General features: G+C 75.1%; 18 protein-coding genes. 14 read left to right on the top strand and 4 right to left on the bottom strand.

The genetic code is table 11. The features are described from left to right. Positions 1-117 precede the first annotated feature (117 nt). From ACFPK1_RS11920 to ACFPK1_RS11895, 6 genes are read left to right on the top strand one after another with little or no spacing between them, the layout of a single operon-like run. A complete protein-coding gene (locus ACFPK1_RS11920; protein ID WP_378021138.1) occupies positions 118-1,854 on the top strand; it encodes a PEP-utilizing enzyme in 1,737 nt (578 codons plus the stop codon). A gap of 2 nt (positions 1,855-1,856) precedes the next feature. After that, positions 1,857-2,210, top strand: coding sequence for a nuclear transport factor 2 family protein (locus ACFPK1_RS11915; RefSeq protein WP_378021137.1), 354 nt, complete (start codon positions 1,857-1,859; stop codon positions 2,208-2,210). Between the two features lie 23 nt (positions 2,211-2,233). Then, positions 2,234-3,331 (top strand): phosphotransferase family protein, encoded by a 1,098-nt coding sequence (locus ACFPK1_RS11910; protein WP_378021136.1) that lies wholly within the window; start codon positions 2,234-2,236, stop codon positions 3,329-3,331. Continuing rightward, the gene (locus ACFPK1_RS11905; protein ID WP_378021135.1) at positions 3,328-4,686 is read left to right on the top strand and encodes a hypothetical protein; all 1,359 of its coding nucleotides are present in this window, start codon (positions 3,328-3,330) and stop codon (positions 4,684-4,686) included. The genes ACFPK1_RS11910 and ACFPK1_RS11905 overlap by 4 nt, the downstream gene beginning before the upstream one ends. Further along, positions 4,683-5,747, top strand: a complete 1,065-nt coding sequence (locus ACFPK1_RS11900) for a TIGR03857 family LLM class F420-dependent oxidoreductase (RefSeq protein ID WP_378021134.1) — start codon at positions 4,683-4,685, stop codon at positions 5,745-5,747. The genes ACFPK1_RS11905 and ACFPK1_RS11900 overlap by 4 nt, the downstream gene beginning before the upstream one ends. Further along, a complete protein-coding gene (locus ACFPK1_RS11895) occupies positions 5,744-6,139 on the top strand; it encodes a PEP-utilizing enzyme (protein ID WP_378021133.1) in 396 nt (131 codons plus the stop codon). The genes ACFPK1_RS11900 and ACFPK1_RS11895 overlap by 4 nt, the downstream gene beginning before the upstream one ends. A gap of 8 nt (positions 6,140-6,147) precedes the next feature. Here the strand turns inward: ACFPK1_RS11895 and ACFPK1_RS11890 are convergent, their stop codons facing one another. Beyond that, positions 6,148-6,936, bottom strand: a complete 789-nt coding sequence (locus ACFPK1_RS11890; protein ID WP_378021341.1) for an aldo/keto reductase — start codon at positions 6,934-6,936, stop codon at positions 6,148-6,150. A gap of 161 nt (positions 6,937-7,097) precedes the next feature. On the opposite strand from ACFPK1_RS11890, the gene ACFPK1_RS11885 reads away from it, so the two are divergent. Both ACFPK1_RS11885 and ACFPK1_RS11880 read left to right on the top strand, forming a co-directional pair. After that, positions 7,098-8,210, top strand: coding sequence for a D-2-hydroxyacid dehydrogenase (locus ACFPK1_RS11885; RefSeq protein WP_378021132.1), 1,113 nt, complete (start codon positions 7,098-7,100; stop codon positions 8,208-8,210). Next, positions 8,180-8,620 (top strand): TetR/AcrR family transcriptional regulator, encoded by a 441-nt coding sequence (locus tag ACFPK1_RS11880; RefSeq protein WP_378021131.1) that lies wholly within the window; start codon positions 8,180-8,182, stop codon positions 8,618-8,620. The genes ACFPK1_RS11885 and ACFPK1_RS11880 overlap by 31 nt, the downstream gene beginning before the upstream one ends. Positions 8,621-8,646: 26 nt before the next feature. Here the strand turns inward: ACFPK1_RS11880 and ACFPK1_RS11875 are convergent, their stop codons facing one another. After that, on the bottom strand, positions 8,647-9,633 hold the full coding sequence (locus ACFPK1_RS11875; RefSeq protein WP_378021130.1) for a DUF389 domain-containing protein: 987 nt from the start codon (positions 9,631-9,633) through the stop codon (positions 8,647-8,649). A gap of 167 nt (positions 9,634-9,800) precedes the next feature. Between ACFPK1_RS11875 and ACFPK1_RS11870 the strand changes: the two genes are divergently transcribed. Then, entirely contained in the window at positions 9,801-10,118 is a 318-nt protein-coding gene (locus ACFPK1_RS11870) for a hypothetical protein (RefSeq protein ID WP_378021129.1), read from the top strand. 17 nt (positions 10,119-10,135) lie between these two features. On the opposite strand, the gene ACFPK1_RS11865 is transcribed toward ACFPK1_RS11870, so the two are convergent. After that, entirely contained in the window at positions 10,136-10,801 is a 666-nt protein-coding gene (locus ACFPK1_RS11865) for a LysR substrate-binding domain-containing protein (RefSeq protein WP_378021128.1), read from the bottom strand. A gap of 172 nt (positions 10,802-10,973) precedes the next feature. On the opposite strand from ACFPK1_RS11865, the gene ACFPK1_RS11860 reads away from it, so the two are divergent. The 5 genes from ACFPK1_RS11860 (at position 10,974) to ACFPK1_RS11840 (ending at position 14,325) form a co-directional block, all read left to right on the top strand. After that, positions 10,974-11,582: an RNA polymerase sigma factor gene (locus ACFPK1_RS11860; RefSeq protein WP_378021127.1), complete on the top strand. Its 609-nt coding sequence runs from the start codon at positions 10,974-10,976 to the stop codon at positions 11,580-11,582. Between the two features lie 15 nt (positions 11,583-11,597). Further along, positions 11,598-12,212: a ribonuclease H family protein gene (locus ACFPK1_RS11855; RefSeq protein WP_378021340.1), complete on the top strand. Its 615-nt coding sequence runs from the start codon at positions 11,598-11,600 to the stop codon at positions 12,210-12,212. 131 nt (positions 12,213-12,343) lie between these two features. Continuing rightward, the gene (locus ACFPK1_RS11850) at positions 12,344-12,538 is read left to right on the top strand and encodes a DUF7455 domain-containing protein (RefSeq protein WP_378021126.1); all 195 of its coding nucleotides are present in this window, start codon (positions 12,344-12,346) and stop codon (positions 12,536-12,538) included. 82 nt (positions 12,539-12,620) lie between these two features. Beyond that, positions 12,621-13,820: an MFS transporter gene (locus ACFPK1_RS11845; RefSeq protein ID WP_378021125.1), complete on the top strand. Its 1,200-nt coding sequence runs from the start codon at positions 12,621-12,623 to the stop codon at positions 13,818-13,820. A 43-nt stretch (positions 13,821-13,863) separates the two neighbouring features. Continuing rightward, on the top strand, positions 13,864-14,325 hold the full coding sequence (locus tag ACFPK1_RS11840; RefSeq protein ID WP_378021124.1) for a hypothetical protein: 462 nt from the start codon (positions 13,864-13,866) through the stop codon (positions 14,323-14,325). On the opposite strand, the gene ACFPK1_RS11835 is transcribed toward ACFPK1_RS11840, so the two are convergent. Continuing rightward, the gene (locus tag ACFPK1_RS11835) at positions 14,326-15,924 is read right to left on the bottom strand and encodes an acyl-CoA synthetase (RefSeq protein WP_378021123.1); all 1,599 of its coding nucleotides are present in this window, start codon (positions 15,922-15,924) and stop codon (positions 14,326-14,328) included.

The raw sequence follows: 15,924 nt of genomic DNA, 5'->3' as shown, positions 1-15,924 counted from the left end.
GCACTGCTCGCAGGGCAGCCCTTGACACCGCGAAGTGGCCGCCATCACGATGCGACTGCGGGTCACAGACTTGGGCGCCGCGCTCGATGCGTCCTCAGCGACGAGGGAGACACCTCCGTGAACGACTGGCCGATCTTCGACGCGACCTCGAAGACGTTCCCGCTGTACTCGCGGGCCAACGTCGGCGAGATCTTCCCCGACCCGATCTCGCCCCTCAACGCGTCGGTCGGCTTCCAGGAGTACCTGGAGCCCGGGTGGCGCGACGCCTTCGTGGCCTGCGGTGTCTGGGACCACGACCTCTACGACCCGGCGGTCGAGCGCAACATCCTCCCGGCCTTCGGCAGCTACCTCTACATCAACATGTCGCTGATGCGCCTCTTCGGCGTCCGCGTCCCCGGCATGGGCGCCGAGGCCGTCGACCTGCAGTACTTCGGCGAGATGCCGGGCATCCCGTCCTACGAGAGCGAGAAGCGCGACTTCGACGACGACCCGGCGGCGAGCGAGAAGGCCGGCGCCTGGCTGATGAACGAGGTCCTGCTCGCCCAGGGCCTGCCCGCCTACGACGCCGACCGCGCCGAGGTGCGCGCGGTCCGCGGCGCCCGCCCCGACGTGGCCGCCCTGTCCGACCGCGAGCTCGTCGAGCGGCTCACCTCGTTCGGCGCGCTGCAGCGCCGGCTGTTCCAGCACCACATCGAGTCGAGCCTGAAGTCCGGCGTCGGCCTCGGGGCCGTCGCGCAGGTCGCGGCCGCGGTCGGCAGGCCCGAGCTGGGCCTGACTCTGGTCAGCGGCATCGGTGACGTCGACTCGGCCGGGCCCTCCAACGGCATGTGGGCGCTGAGCAGGCTCGCGCGCACCGGCCCGGTGGCCGCGCTGTTCGACGACGGCGTCGCCGGGCTGCCCGAGCGGATCGCGGCGTCCTCCGAGCCGGCGGTCGCGGCCTTCCGCGAGCAGCTCGACGCGTTCCTCGCCGAGTGGGACTTCCGCGGCCCCGCCGAGTGGGAGCTGCGCGCCCTGACCTGGGGCCAGAAGCCCGAGCTGGCGCTGCACACCGTCGATCGGATGCGCACCGTCGCCGACGACGAGGCGCCCGCGATCAAGAACGCCGCCCGCGCCGCCGAGCGCGAGGCCGCCACCGCCACCCTGCGCGAGATGCTCGCGGGCGACGCGGAGGCCGCCGGCCAGTTCGAGGCCGCCCTGGGCGCGGCGGCGCTCTGGCTGCGCGGCCGGGAGCGCTCGCGCACCACGTCGGCGATGCTCGTGCACGAGCTGCGCCTGCCCGCCCTCGAGCTGGGGCGCCGCGGTGAGGCCGCCGGTCACCTCGACACCGCCGCGCAGATCTTCATGCTGTTCGCCGACGAGCTCGAGGGCTGGCTCGCCGACCCGGGTGCCTTCACCGAGCGGCTCCGCGAGCGGGAGCGGACCTACCTCGAGCTGTTCGACCTCGAGCCGCCGTTCGTCGTCATCGGCGACGCCCCGCCACTGGCGGAGTGGACGCGGCGGTCGAGCAAGCAGCACACCACCGCGCTGGCCGGCGAGGTCATCCAGGGCGTCTCGGGCTGCACCGGCGTCACCCGCGGGCGGGCCCGCATCTTCACCGACCCCGACGACGACGCCGAGCTCGAGCCCGGCGACATCCTCGTCGCGCCCATCACCGACCCGTCGTGGACGCCGCTGTTCGTCGCCGCCTCGGCGGTCGTCGTCGACGTGGGCGCGCCGTTCTCGCACGCCGCGATCGTCAGCCGCGAGCTGGGGATCCCGTGCGTGGTGTCGGCGGCGGACGCCACGAGCCGCATCCCCGACGGCGCGACCATCGAGGTCGACGGCACCGCCGCCACCGTGACGATCGTCGGCTGACGGTGACCACACCGACGACCGTCGTGCGCCGGTACCTCGACGAGATCTACCACGGCGGCGACGTCGAGCTCGTCCGCGAGATCACCGCCGACGGGGTCGTCCGCCACGACCCCGGCGGCACCCGCACGCTCGACCACGAGGCGCAGATCGCCCGCATCCGCGCCGACCTGCCGACGTGGCAGCCGTGGTTCACCGCCGAGGTCCTCGCGGGCGACGACGAGTACGCCGTCCTCGTCTGGACCGCCCGCGGGCGCACCGCCGACCAGCTGCTGTCCGGGATCGAGGTCTTCCGCGTCCGCGACGGGCGCATCACCGACGTCTGGAACACCCCCTACGCCGACCAGCCCTGGAGCTGACCGCCGCCGAGAGCGAGAACCCCATGAGCCTCACCGCCACGCCCCCGGTCCGACTGCTCGACGACACCGACGAGATCGACGCCGCGTGGGTCACCTCGGTGCTCGCCGACCACTTCCCCGGCGTCGCCGTCCGCGGCGTCACCGCCCGGCCCATCGGCGCCGGCAACGTCAGCGACACCGTCCACCTGGCCCTGGACTACGAGGTCCGGCCGGACGGCGCGCCGGACGCCGTCGTCGCCAAGTTCCGCCCGCGGGCGCCGGAGGTCCACGCGCACGCGCTGGGCAGCGGCGCCTACCACCGCGAGATCGGCGGGTACCGCGCGATCACGAGCCGCAGCGCGTGCCGGATCCCGTCGCTGTTCCACGTCGCCGGGGACGAGACGACGATCAACCTCGTCGTCGAGGACCTCACCGCCGCGCGGCCGGGCGACCAGGTCGCCGGGTGCGGCACCGACGAGGCGGCGGCGGTGCTCGCGCAGCTCGCGCGGCTGCACGCCACCTTCGCCCCGATGGACCCGGCCACCGCGCCGGCCTGGCCGATCCGCATGGCCGAGGCCGCGGACTACTGGACGCCGACGATCGAGCGCGGCGCCGCGATCATCCTCGACCGGTTCGCCGACCGGCTGGAGCGCGGGGACCTCGACACCGTCGCCGCGGCCGGCGAGATCGCCCGCGACTGGCACCTGCTGCCCCAGACCCGCCTCACGCTGACCCACGGCGACCCGCGCGTCGACAACGTCCTGTTCGAGCCGCTCGGCGCCGGGATCGGCGCCGTGCTCATCGACTGGCAGGTCACCGGCCTGCGCAACCCGATGTACGACGTCGGCTACTTCCTCTCGGGCAGCATCGGCATCGCCGACCGCCGCGAACACGAGCGCCGGCTGATCGAGGGCTACCTCGCCGAGTACGCCGCGATCTCCCCCGGCTACGACGCCGACGAGGCGTTCGCCGACTACCGCACGCAGGTGCTCTCCGGCCTGATGATCACCACGGCGGCGATCGCGGTGCTGCCCGACGTCGAGGCGGTGAACCGGCTGATCCTCGCGCTGCTCGAGCGCAACTGCGCCGCGGCGCGCGACTGGGACGGCGTCGCCGCCACCCGCGAGCGGAGCAGCCGGTGACGGCCCCGACGATCGGCGAGCTCCTCGCCCGCTACCGGACCCGCTTCGCGGCCGGCTCGCCCGGCCACGACGAGATCACCACCGCGCTGCGGGGCGACGTCCTCACCCTGTCCGCCCCCTCGCTCGAGCCGTCGTCCCTGGACGCGGTCGACCTCGACGACCTCATCGCCTACAGCGGCTGGAACGTCTGGGACATGCTCGGCAGCCGCGCCACCGAGGGCGAGTCGGGCCTGATCCCGCGCCAGGAGTACGAGACGATCGCCGGAGTCGCGCAGTTCGCGGCCTACCCCGACGTCTTCGCCCGGATCACCGAGGCGGTCGGCGGCGCGGACGGCGTGGTGGAGCTCGGCGCCACGGCCCGCCGCGAGATCGGCACCAAGGTCAACCTGCTCCACGCGTGGTGCTGCTGCATGCCGCTGCTGACCGGGCGCGGCTTCACCACCGGGCTCGGGCTGGCCTCGCCGGCCGACCGGGGCGACGCGCTGGCCACCGCCCTGCAGTTCCCGCGGCGGCTCTACCGCGGCCTGTGGGGCGACGAGGGGCCGATGTTCGCCACCGGCCGCGGTTACCGGGCGCCCCTGCTCGCCGGCTCCGGGTGGCTCGAGCGCTTCCGCGACGACGTGACGTGGTTCGACGACGACCGCGAGCGCGCCGCCACGCGACGCTCCTTCAACGCGATGACCCAGCTCTTCGCGTTCCTGCTCCACCTCGACAACCGGCTGGGTCTCGCCGACTCCGGCCCCTACCCCCAGCCCGACGGCACCGTGCTGGTCGTCCGCGACCACTTCCTGCACGACCCCGCCTACCCGTGGTTCGAGGTGTCCGCCGACCTGCCGCACGCGGTGACCCAGGCGCTGTTCTTCCGGCCGCCCGAGGGCATGCGCTTCACCGTCAACGACCTCTCGACGACGTTCACCGACCCCGGCGACTACCTGCCCCACCTCGCCGGGACCGCGGTCTACGCCCGCGACCGGTGGGACACGCCCGTCGGGGACGTGCGGCTGCTCGGCGAGGACGAGCTCGAGCCGATCGCCACCGCGGCGCGCACGCGCAACGCCGCGCTCTACGCGCGGTACGCGCGGATGTCGCGCGACGAACTGATCATGGCCGGGGTCCAGATGTACACGCTGGACTTCGTCCTGCCCTTCCTGCGCCTCGCCGGCCTCGCCGACGAGCCCACCCTGCGCGAGCTGGGCCTGCGCCTGCCCGACCGCGACGCCCTCGGGCCGCTCGCGCAGGCGTCGTACCCGCTGCTCACCGACGCCGGGACCGCCGGCGAGCTGCTCCCGCGCGTGCTGATCGCCGGCGAGGGGTTCGTCCCGGTCCACGGCGACGACCCGGTGGCCGCACCGTGAGCCGGGACGTGGGCCGGGCGCGCATGCCGGAGATCGGCTTCTACACGCTCGGCGGCCAGCCGGAGTCGCCGCGCGAGATGCTCGACGAGGTGGCGCTGGGCGAGGACCTGGGGTTCGGCACGGCCTTCCTCTCGGAACGCTTCTCGATCAAGGAGGCGGCGTCGCTCACCGGCGCCATGGGGGCGGTCACCTCCGAGCTCGGCGTCGCGACCGCCGCGACCAACCACAACACCCGCCACCCGGCCGTCACCGCCGCGTGGGCGACGACGATGCACCGGCTCACCGGCGGGCGCTTCACCCTGGGCCTGGGCCGGGGACTCGCCCCGCAGCTCGCGGCGTTCGGTCTCCCGCCGATCACGACCGCGCAGATGGAGGACTTCATCGGCCTCATGCGCCGGCTCTGGCGCGGCGAGACCGTCGAGGGCCACGACGGACCCGCCGGGACCTGGCCCCGGCTGCGGCTCGACCCCACGTTCGACGAGGACATCCCCGTCGCCCTCACCGCGTTCGGGGCCAACACCCTCGCGCTCGCGGGACGGGCCGCCGACGCCGTGGTCCTGCACACCTACTTCACCGACGAGACCACGGCGCGCTGCGTGCGCACCGTCCGGGAGGCCGCCGAGCGGGCCGGTCGGGACCCCGCGGCCGTGCGGGTGTGGGCGTGCTTCGCGACCGTGCCCGACCACCTGCCCGACGAGGTCCGGCTCCAGCGCACAGTGGCCCGGCTCGCCACGTACCTGCAGGTCTACGGCGACCTGCTGGTCCGCACCAACGACTGGGACCCCGCGGCGCTCGAACGCTTCCGCGCCGACCCCGTCGTCGCCGGGCTGTCCGGCTGGGCCGACATCGTCGCCACCCGCCCGGAGATCGAGCACATCGCCGACGTGCTCCCCGACGCCTGGCTCGCCCCCGCCGCGACCGGGAGCCCCGAGCAGTGCGCGAAGAGCGTCGCGGCCCAGTTCGACCTCGGCGTCGACGGCGTGATCATGCACTGTTCCTCGCCCGCCGAGCTCGCGCCCGTCGTCGACGCCTACGCCACGAACCACCGGAGGACCGCATGACCGGGACCGCGCACGCCGTCATCGGCCGGGGCACGTCCGCCTACACCTCGGCCGAGGTCGTGGCGGGGCCGGTGCGCTGGCTCGACTCCCCCGACGCCGTGCTCGACCTGGTCGGCTCGGGCCGGATCGGCGAGTACATCGCGATCAGCCGGGGCGGGACGACGACCTTCATGGCGCCGGCCCTGGCCGCCGGAGTGCGGGGGCTGCTGACGCTGCAGGGGATGCCGACCTCGCACCTGGGGATCCTCTCGCGCGAGTTCGGCATCCCGTGCGTCATGAGCGTGGTGTTCACCGACGGGGTGAGCACCGAGCGCGGCGAGACGGTGCCGGCCGACGACACCGTTGTGCGGCTCGACATCAGCGGCACGGAGGGCGCCGTGCTCCTGGGCTGAGCGCCCGGTCAGACGCCGGGGTCGGTCGGCACGGGTCCGATGCGTCCCGCCTCGCCCGCGACGTGCAGGGCGGCGATGGCGGCGACGTCGTCGTCGGTGAGCTCGAGGTCGGCGGCGGCGCGGTTCTCGGCGATGCGCTGCGGGGTGTCCGACTTCGGGATGACGATGTGGCCCTGCTGCAGGTGCCAGCGCAGCACGACCTGCGCCGGGGTCGCGTCGAGGCGCTCGGCGATGCGGCGCAGGGCCTCCTCCTGCAGCACGGCGCCGCGGCCCAGCGGGCTCCACGCCTCGGTGCGGATGCCGTGCGCGGCGTGCAGCGCCCGCATCTCGTGCTGCTGCAGGTGCGGGTGCAGCTCGATCTGGTTGACCGCCGGCACCGTCCCACCGAGCACGAGGATGCGCTGCAGATGGCCGGCCCGGAAGTTCGACACCCCGATCGCCCGGGCCCGCCCGTCGGAGTGGAGCTGCTCCAGGCCCGACCACGTCTGCACGCACTCGGCGAACGCGTCGGTGGGCCAGTGCACGAGGTAGAGGTCGACGTGGTCGAGCCCGAGGCGCTCGAGGCTCGCCGCCGCGCAGTCCAGCGCGTGGTCGCAGCCCTGGTGGCCGTTCCAGACCTTGGTGGTGACGAACAGGTCCTCGCGCGGGATGCCGGACGCGGCGATGGCGCGCCCGACACCCTCCTCGTTGCCGTAGACCGCGGCGGTGTCGATGCTGCGGTAGCCGCGGGCGAGGGCCTCGGTCACCGACGCCTCGGCGTCGCGGGCCTCGGAGACACCGAAGCCGAGCTGCGGCATCCGCACGCCGTTGTTCAGCGTGATCGTGAGGTCGGCACGGTCGATGGTCGGGGGCACGCCGGGTCAACGGGCCCCGGTCGCGGCGAATTCCCCCGACGTGGCTCCGGCCGGCCCCACGGTGTGGTCACCTTCGTGGCGCTGCCGCTGACCGGGAGGACGCCGTGCACATCGTGATCGGGGGCGCCGCCGGGTTCGACGACGTCCCGGAGCTGGCCCGCCTCGCCGACCGCCACGACGTCGCGTTCGCGCCGGACGACGCGGCCCTCGCACGACACCTCCCGGCCGCCGAGGTGTTCGTCAGCTGGACCTTCCGCGGCTCGGGGCTCGCCCGGCACTGGCCGCTGGCCCGCCGCCTGCGGTGGGTGCACTGGTGCGGGGCCGGCGTCCGCCCGGCGCTGTTCCCGGAGCTGGTGGCGAGCGACGTCGTCCTCACCAACGCCCGCGGCGTCTTCGACCGCGCGATGGCCGAGTACGTGCTGGGCACGATGCTCGCCTTCGTGCTCCGGCTGCCCGAGGCGCTGGAGGAGCAGCGCGCCCGCCGGTGGACCTACCGGCACTCCGAGCGCCTCGAGGGCACGACCGCGGTCGTGTTCGGTGTCGGCGGGATCGGCCGGCGGGTCGGCGAGCTGCTCGCCGCCGCGGGCGTGACCGTCCACGGGGTGGGGCGGACCGCGCGCGACACCGACACCGTGTTCGGCCGCGTCCACGGGCGCGACGACCGGCTCGCGCTGCTCGCGCGGGCCGACTGGGTCGTGGCGGTCATGCCCGACACCCCCGACACCGAGGGGTACTTCGGCGCCGAGGAGTTCGCCGCCATGCGCCCCACGGCGCGGTTCGTCAACGTCGGGCGCGGGAGCACGGTCGTCGAGCGGGACCTGGTCGGGGCCCTCGCGGACGGCCGGATCGCCGGCGCGGCGCTGGACGTCTTCGCCGAGGAGCCGCTGCCGGCCGACAGCGCGCTGTGGTCGCTGCCCGGCGTGATCGTCACGCCGCACGTGTCCGGCGACTACCGCGGCTTCGAGGACGACCTGTGCCGCCAGTTCTCGACCTCCTCGCGCGGTACGAGGCCGGTGCCCCGCTGGACAACGTCGTCGACAAGCAGGCGGGCTACGTGTTACCGGACGCCCGATAAGCTGAGGTGGTGCCCAAGCGCCCCGGCCCCAACGCCGGCCCGGCCACCCGCGACGCGGTCCTCTCCACCGCACGCCGGCTGTTCACCGAACGCGGGTACGGCGGCACCTCGATGCGCGACATCGCCGCCGACCTCGGCCTGACCACCGCGGCGCTCTACTACCACTTCCCCGCGAAGGACGCGATCCTCGCGGCCCTGTCGCGGACCCACCGCGACGAGATCGAGGCCCTGGTCGCCTGGGCGCGGGCGGAGCGCAACCGGCCGGGGCTGCTGCGCGAGACCGCATTGCGCCGGGTGGAGACCGCCGGCCAGGAGCGGCTCGACGCGGTGCGGCTGGCCCGGGCCGTCGGACCGGCGGCGGACGGCGACGACGCCGGGCTCACCACGCTGGTGGACCTCTTCGCCGACCCCGACGACCCGCTCGACCGGCTGCAGATCCGCCTGCTGTTCGAGGCCTTCACCGGCGCCGCGCTGGCCGCCGCGCCGGACGACGACCTGGCCACGATCGTCGCGGCGGCACGCTGGACGGTGCTCGCGTGGACGGCCGAGTAGCGCCCTTACCGGACGGTCGGTGAGCCTCATCCCGGCGCCGCCGGCAGCTCGGTCGTGCCCCCGAGCACCTCGGAGAGCCGCGCGGGGACCTCGGCCAGGCCGGCCCCGTCGAGCGCCTGCCGCAACGACGAGGGATCGGTGGCGGGCGGCGGGCCGGCCGCGACGACCTGCAGCACGCCCTGGCCCCAGGTCACGTCCACGATCTGCCACGACCGCTCCCGGGCCCACTGCGCCACCACCGGCTGGGCCGCGGTGAGGATCCGCTGGCCCCGGAACGTCTGGTAGCTGCCGACCCCGAGCGGGACCGCGACGGCCACGAGCAGCGCCCCCACCACGACGACGGTGCTCGCCCGCAGGTGCCCCACCCGCCGACCGGCCGCCGTCGCGGTCGTCCGGACGCGGTAGGCGAGCAGCACCGCCGTGCCGGTGGCGATGATCGCCGTGACGTTGGTGAGGAACAGCAGCAGCGCGCCCGCGGACTGGTCGGGCGCCCCGGACTCCAGGGTCAGCCCGACGACGGCCAGCGGGGGCACCAGCGAGATGGCGATGGCGACGCCGGGCAGCGTGTCCGAGACGTCGGAGCGCACGAGGGCGAAGGCGCCCACCGCGCCGGTGGCCAGCGCCGACACCAGGTCGACGAGCTTGGGCGACACCCGCGAGGCCACCTGCGAGTTGGTCGCGGCCACCTCGGGCACGGGGCTCAGCAGGCCCGACAGGTACCCGACGACCACCACGAGGACCGCGCCGCCGACCACGAACGCGACGCTCTGCAGGAGGGCCCGCCGGTCGGCCAGCACGAGGGCCAGCGCGGTGCCGAGGATCGGCGTCATCAGCGGGGCCACGATCATCGCGCCGATGACGGTGGCGGTCGAGTCGGCCACCACGCCGGTGCTCGCGATGACCGCGGCGAGGGTGAGGAGCACCCAGAACGCCGAGCGGCCGGCCCGGCTGGTGAGGAAGAGCTTGCCGGTGACGCGGTCGAGGTCGTCGGGCGTCACCGGTCCCAGCGGCATGGCCCCGACGCTAGGAACGCCGGGGCCCGCGGGCCTCACCCCCGCCGGGTGAGCAGACGCGCTTGCACGTCGACCGATCCGGGTCGCGCCCCGGTACGAACGATGGTCAGGGGTCGACCCGATCGGCCCCTCACCCATCGACCGCACGGCCCGACCACAGGTGGCCCATGTCCGGATCGTCTCCACCCCCGCCCGGGGAGGACGAGCGCCCGCTCGACGCCCGCGAGACGCAGGAGTTCGACCGCATCATCGCGGACTACCGCCGCACGGCCCGCCGCCGTGACCGTGCCGGGCGCCCGGCGCCGCCGGCCCTTCGGTGGCGCACGGTCGCGCTCGTCCTGCTGGCGAGCTCGGTGGTCGCGGTCCTCAGCACCCTGCTCCCCGCGCCGGCGAACCTGTGGTCGCCGGCCTTCGTGCTCGTCCTCGTGGCGCTCGCGAGCCTCGCCTGGGCGGTGCGCGCCGACCGGCGCCGCTCCCGGCACTGAGCGGCCGGGGCCGCCGGTCAGACCCAGGACTGCTCGCGCGCCAGGGCGACGAAGCTCGTCGCCGCGGGACCGAGGTCGTCGTCGCGCCGGAGCACGAGGTAGAGGCAGCGCTCGATCGGGTCGCCCTCCACGCGGACCTCGCGGACCTCGGCGCGGGCATGGCGCGCGAGGGCCCAGGCGCTGACGACACCGACCCCGTCGCCGGCCGCCACCGCCTCGATCACGCCCTCGTTGGTGTCCCGGATCGTCCACTGCTGAGCGGTGATCAGCGGCGTGCCCCGTTCGGCGAGGGCGTCGGTGAACGAGCGCCGCGTCCCCGACCCCTCCTCGCGCTCGACCAGTGGCGTGGCGGCGAGCTGGGCGACGGTCACGGGCTCCCCGGTGTCCAGGGCGTGCCCGCGGGGCACGGCGAGCACGATCTCGTCGGCGGCGACGACCTCGGCGTCGAGGTCGTCGCCGTCGGGCTCGGCGCCCGCGAACCCCACCTCCGCGCTCCCGTCGCGCAGCGCGGTGAACACGCCGGCCGAGTCGGTGACGACCGTGTCGACGACCGCCTCCGGGTGCTCGGCGGTGAACGTCTCCACGAGGTCGGGGACGAGGAACTCGCCCGGGATGCTGCTCGCGGCGACGGCCACGGCGGTGGCGTCGGCGTAGGGGTCGTCCTGCTCGTCGGGGACGCTCATGCGGTGCTCCTCCTCCGGTGGTGGTCGTCGTGCCGCACGACGCGTACCCACCTGTGCGTGGCGCACGCCTCAGCAGGTCCATCGTGGGCGATTGAATGGTGAACCATCGGCCGGGGTAGAAGATCGGTGTCGCGGCACCGTCGCCGGACACCCGCAGCGAGGAGCCACCGCCGTGTTGTCGACTCCCCCTCCGGCCGCCGCCGACGTCACGCTCGTCCCCACCGACCGCTTCCTGGTCGACCGCGCCCGCGACGGGGACCGCGAGGCCCACGCTGCCCTCGTCCGCCGGCACCGTCAGCGCATCTACCGGGTCGCCCTGCAGGTCCTGGGCTGCCCCGCCGACGCCGACGACGTCACGCAGGACGTCGTCATCCACCTCGCGACCGCCCTGGCGCGGTTCGACGGCACCGCCTCCTTCACCACCTGGCTGCACCGCGTGGTCGTCAACCGGAGCCTGAACCACCGTCGCGCCCACCCGTCGACCAGCGAGATCACCGAGCACACCCACCCGCACAGCCGCGGCCCCGAGCACGCCGTGGTGACCGCCGCGGAGGTCACGGCCGGCCTGCGGGCGATCGCCGCGCTCCCCGACGAGCTGCGCGCGCCCCTCGTGCTGATCCAGCTCGAGGGGATGTCCTACCGGGAGGCGGCCGCCGTCACCGGGGTCTCGGAGGCGACGGTGCGCGGACGGCTCGCCCGCGCCCGGTGCCGGCTCGCCGCCGCCATGGCCGACTGGACACCCGTCCCGGCGGTGCCGAGGCCCGCCCGCCACGCTGGCTAGCCTGGCCGGGTGCCGATGACCGCGAAGTACGCCACCACGTGCGGGGTCTGCGCCTCCCCCGTCTCCCCCGGCGAGGAGATCGCGCGCTCCGGCGAGCGCTGGGCGCACGCGGCGTGCGCCGGATCGGACGCGGCGCCGACGACGACGGGGGCCAGGGCGAAGGCGACGAAGCCGGCGCGCCCGGACATGCCGGCCGCCGAGGGTGCGCTCGAGGTCTGGACCGACGGCGCCTGCTCGGGCAACCCCGGGCCCGGCGGCTGGGCCTGGGCCACCCGCGACGGGCGGCAGGACAGCGGCGGCGAGGCCGGCACCACGAACCAGCGCATGGAAATCCGCGCCGCCCTCGAGGCCGTGCGCGCCCTCGACGGCCCGCTGGTCGTCGTCAGCGACTCGACCTACGTCGTGAACTGCTTCCGCGACGGGTGGTGGAAGGGCTGGATCGCCCGCGGCTGGATGACCAGCGCGAAGAAGCCCGTGGTCAGCCGCGACCTGTGGGAGCCGCTGATCACGCTGGTCAACGAGCGCGGCGACGTGTCCTTCCGCTGGACCAAGGGCCACTCGGGCGACGAGATGAACGACCTCGTCGACCGGCTCGCCGTCGAGCAGTCCAAGGCCGTGTCGGCGTCCTAGCCGAGGACTCCCAGCGGTGCCGCGACCCGGGGGTTGACCCCCGCCACGCGGGGGCGCGCACCCTGCCCGCCGCCGGCGCGCCGGGGGACTCTCGTGTCCTCACCCGAGAGCCCCCGAAGGAGGCGAGCACCATGACCGCCGACACCACCGCCATCGTCATCGCACCGCAGCAGGCCGTGCGGGTGGACTGCGACCGCTGCGGGGTGCGCGCCCTGTCGCTCGCGATCCTGCCCGGCGGCGGCGAGCTGGCGTTCTGCGGCCACCACGGCCGCGCCCACCGCGACCGCCTCCGCGACGCCGGCGCCCAGCTGATCGCCCTGCCGTGAGGTGACGTCCACCCTCCCGGTGTTTGTCGTGGGCGAACTATCCTGGTCGCCGTGATGCTGCGCGCCGGGACGGTCTGAGCCGGTGCTGCGCCTCCGCGCCCGCACCGGGGCCGCGTCCCCCACCACGTTCACGACGGCGTCGGTCGCCTTCGTCGCCGCGTGCGCCGCGGCGGGCGTCCCCGCCCCCCTCTACGTCGTCTACCAGCAGACCTACGGCCTCTCGACGGTCGTGCTCACCGGCGCGTTCGCCATCTACATCCTCCCGCTGCTCGCCGCCCTGCTCTGCTGCGGCGGCCTCTCCGACCACCTCGGCCGCAAGCGGGTGGCCGTCCCGGCGCTGCTCGCGGGCACGGCGGGGAGCCTGGTGCTCGCGACCGTCGACTCCGCGGCGCCCCTCCTGGTCGGGCGGGCGGTGCAGGGGCTCTCGGTGGGGCTCGCGCTCAGCGCGCTGGGGGCGTTCGTCGTCGACCTGGTGCCGCCCGCGCGCCCGGGGCTCGCCGGCGCGGTGACCAGCGGGGCGCCGCCGGGGGGTATCGCGCTGGGGGCGCTGACCTCGGGGATCGCGGTCCAGGTCGCCCCGGCGCACGCGCCCGTCCTGGCGTTCGTCGTGACCGCGTCGGTGCTGACCGCCGCCGCGCTGGCGGTGCTGTTCCTGCCCGAGACCGTCACCCGGCGCCCCGGCGCGGTGCGGTCGTTGCGGCCGGTGGTCCGGGTCCCGCCGACGGCGCGCCGGGTGTTCCCCGCGGTCTGCCTGCTCGTCGCCGGGACCTACGTCCTGGGCGGCTTCACCCAGGCGCTGGCCCCGTCGCTGGCGGTGTCGGTCCTCGACGGCACCGGCCTGTTCAGCGGAGCGCTCGCGGTCGCCGTCTACCACCTCGTCGGGCCGGTGGCCGGGCTCGCCGCGAACCGGCTGACCGCCACGAGGGCGCTGGTCGTCGGGGCGGTCGGGCTGGTCGCCGGGATCGGCGGCTACATCGCGGCGATCGGGGTGGGGAGCTTCGCGGCGTACCTCGTCGCCGCGGTGGTGGCCGGCGCCGGGTTCGGGGTCGCGTTCGCGGGGGCCATGCGGATCCTGCTCGAGCGCAGCCCGGAGGGCACGCACGCCGGCACCCTCGCGGCGATCTACCTGTACTGCTACCTGGCGGCCGCCGTCGCCAACCTCCTCGCGGGCGTCGCGGTGGAGGTCTGGGGGCTGGCGCCGGTCGCGGTCGGGCTGTGCGGGGTCGTCGTGGTGATGGTCGCGGTGGGCGCGCTCGGGTCGGTGCTGCGGATGCGCCGCTGATCGCCCCTGGACGGTGTCCGGCGACCCGGGCAGCCTCTCGACCATGACCGAGGAGCAGGACCCCGCGAGCATCACCGCGAGCACCGGCACGCAGGACAGCGTGGCCGTCGCCGCCAGCGTCGACACCTCCCGCAGCGTCGCGGTCGCCGGCAGCGTGGCGACCGTCGGCAGCGTCGGCGTGGCCCGCAGCGCGGGGACGGCGGGCAGCATCGCCGTCGCCGGGAGCGCCGCGACCGCGGGGAGCGTCGCGGTCGCGGGCAGCGTGGCCACCACCGGCAGCGTCGCGGTGGCCGGGAGCGCCGGCACGGCCGGCAGCATCGCCGTCGTGGGCAGCGTGCTCACGGTGCTCGGCGCGCGGCTGCGGATGTGCCTGGCCACGCTCGCCTGCGTCGACTGCACGCGGTGCGTGGCCTGCGTCGGGTGCGTGGACTGCGTCGACTGCGTGGGGTGCGTCGGCTGCGTCGGGCTCCGCGGCGCGGTCGGGCTCCGGGGCGTCGCCGCCTAGTCAGTCCTCCCGCAGCGCCCGGCGGAGGATCTTGCCCGTCGTGGTGCGGGGCAGCTCGTCGAGGAACTCGATGCCCGCGGGCACCTCGTGGGCGGCCAGCCGCGCCCGGACGTGCGCGCGCAGCTCGTCGGCCAGCTCGGCCGACGCGGTGACCCCGGGCCGCAGCACCACGAACGCCTTGGGCACCTGGCCGCGCCGCTCGTCGGGCACCCCGATCACCGCCGCCATCGCGACGGCCTCGTGGCCCCCGAGGCTCTGCTCGATCTCGCCGGGCCCGATGCGGTAGCCCGCGGAGTTGATGACGTCGTCCTTGCGCGACTCGAACCAGACGTAGCCGTCGGCGTCCTGGCGGGCGAGGTCGCCGGTGAGCAGCCAGTTCCCCCGGTACTTCGCGGCGGTCGCCTCCGGGTTGCGCCAGTACTCGAGCATCGTCGAGGGCGTGCGGCGGTCGAGGGCGAGCTCGCCGACGGTGTCGATCACCGGCTCGCCGTCCTCGTCGAGCACCACCGGCGTGAAGCCGGGCAGGCCCTTGCCCAGCGAGCCCGGACGGACCGGGTACACCGAGGCGCAGTTGCCGATGCAGGCGTTGAGCTCGGTCTGCCCGTAGCCCTCGTTCACCGTCGCGCCGAAGAACTCCTCGCTCCACTTCAGCAGGTCGGCGCCCAGGGCCTCGCCGCCGGAGCAGATCGCCCGGAACCGGAACCCGCCGCCCTCGATGCCCGACGCGCGGATCATCCGCAGCGCGGTGGCCGGCAGCAGCGTCAGCGTCAGTCCGAACTCGCGCATCAGCCAGACCGCGCGCTCCGCGGTGAACGCGGGCTCGCGGTCGACCACGACGGGCAGGCCGTGGAACCAGGCCGGCACGAGGATGTCCATGATCCCGGCGATCCACGCCCAGTCGGCCGGCGACCAGATGACGTCGTGGGCCTGCGGGAAGAACTCGTAGACCGCCTCGAAGGCCGGCAGGTGCCCGAAGACGATCCGGTGGGCGTGCAGCGCGCCCTTCGGGTCGCCGGTCGTGCCCGAGGTGTAGATGAGGAACGCCGGGTCCTCGGCCGCGGTGTCCACCGGGGTGAACTCCGGCGACGCGGCGGCCAGCGCCTCCTCGTACGAGTCGTCCCCCGAGCCGCCGATGACCAGCAGCGGGACCTGCTCGCCGCCGTCGTCGAGCGCCTCGCGCACCCGCTCGGCGTTCGCCGCCGCCGTCACCACCGCCTTCGCCCCGGCGTCGCGCAGCCGGTAGCGCAGCGCGTCCGGCCCGAACAGCGACGACAGCGGGAGCGCGATCGCGCCCATCCGGAACATCGCCACGAAGCCGACGCCGGTCTCGAACGAGGCCGGGCTGACCAGCCCGACGACGTCGCCGGGCCCGACGCCCAGCGCCGTCAGCGCGTTCGCGAGCCGGTTGGACGACGCGGTGACCTCGCCGAACGTGTGGTCGTGCGCGCTGCGGTCCGCCTCGACGATCGTGAGCGCGCGCGCCTGCGGGTCCTGCCGGTCCGCGCACGCCACCCCGAGGTTGAAGCGCTCCGGGATCGCCAGCGTGGTGAAGTCGACCTGGCGCCAGAGCTCGTCGTAGCTCGCGGCCGGACGCAACAT

This window comes from Actinomycetospora rhizophila, assembly GCF_042657905.1.
Taxonomy (GTDB): Bacteria; Actinomycetota; Actinomycetes; order Mycobacteriales; family Pseudonocardiaceae; genus Actinomycetospora; species Actinomycetospora rhizophila.
This window is presented reverse-complemented; position numbering and strand designations above follow the sequence as displayed.

Bases quoted from the DNA above. Each gene is read 5' to 3' on its own strand.
- ACFPK1_RS11840 (WP_378021124.1), top strand. From the start codon at position 13,864: ATGACCGAGGAGCAGGACCCCGCGAGCATCACCGCGAGCACCGGCACG.
- ACFPK1_RS11880 (WP_378021131.1), top strand. From the start codon at position 8,180: ATGCGCGACATCGCCGCCGACCTCGGCCTGACCACCGCGGCGCTCTAC.
- ACFPK1_RS11850 (WP_378021126.1), top strand. From the start codon at position 12,344: ATGACCGCCGACACCACCGCCATCGTCATCGCACCGCAGCAGGCCGTG.
- ACFPK1_RS11895 (WP_378021133.1), top strand. From the start codon at position 5,744: ATGACCGGGACCGCGCACGCCGTCATCGGCCGGGGCACGTCCGCCTAC.
- ACFPK1_RS11835 (WP_378021123.1), bottom strand. From the start codon at position 15,924: ATGTTGCGTCCGGCCGCGAGCTACGACGAGCTCTGGCGCCAGGTCGAC.
- ACFPK1_RS11910 (WP_378021136.1), top strand. From the start codon at position 2,234: ATGAGCCTCACCGCCACGCCCCCGGTCCGACTGCTCGACGACACCGAC.
- ACFPK1_RS11890 (WP_378021341.1), bottom strand. From the start codon at position 6,936: ATGCCGCAGCTCGGCTTCGGTGTCTCCGAGGCCCGCGACGCCGAGGCG.
- ACFPK1_RS11870 (WP_378021129.1), top strand. From the start codon at position 9,801: ATGTCCGGATCGTCTCCACCCCCGCCCGGGGAGGACGAGCGCCCGCTC.
- ACFPK1_RS11875 (WP_378021130.1), bottom strand. From the start codon at position 9,633: ATGCCGCTGGGACCGGTGACGCCCGACGACCTCGACCGCGTCACCGGC.
- ACFPK1_RS11865 (WP_378021128.1), bottom strand. From the start codon at position 10,801: ATGAGCGTCCCCGACGAGCAGGACGACCCCTACGCCGACGCCACCGCC.
- ACFPK1_RS11855 (WP_378021340.1), top strand. From the start codon at position 11,598: ATGACCGCGAAGTACGCCACCACGTGCGGGGTCTGCGCCTCCCCCGTC.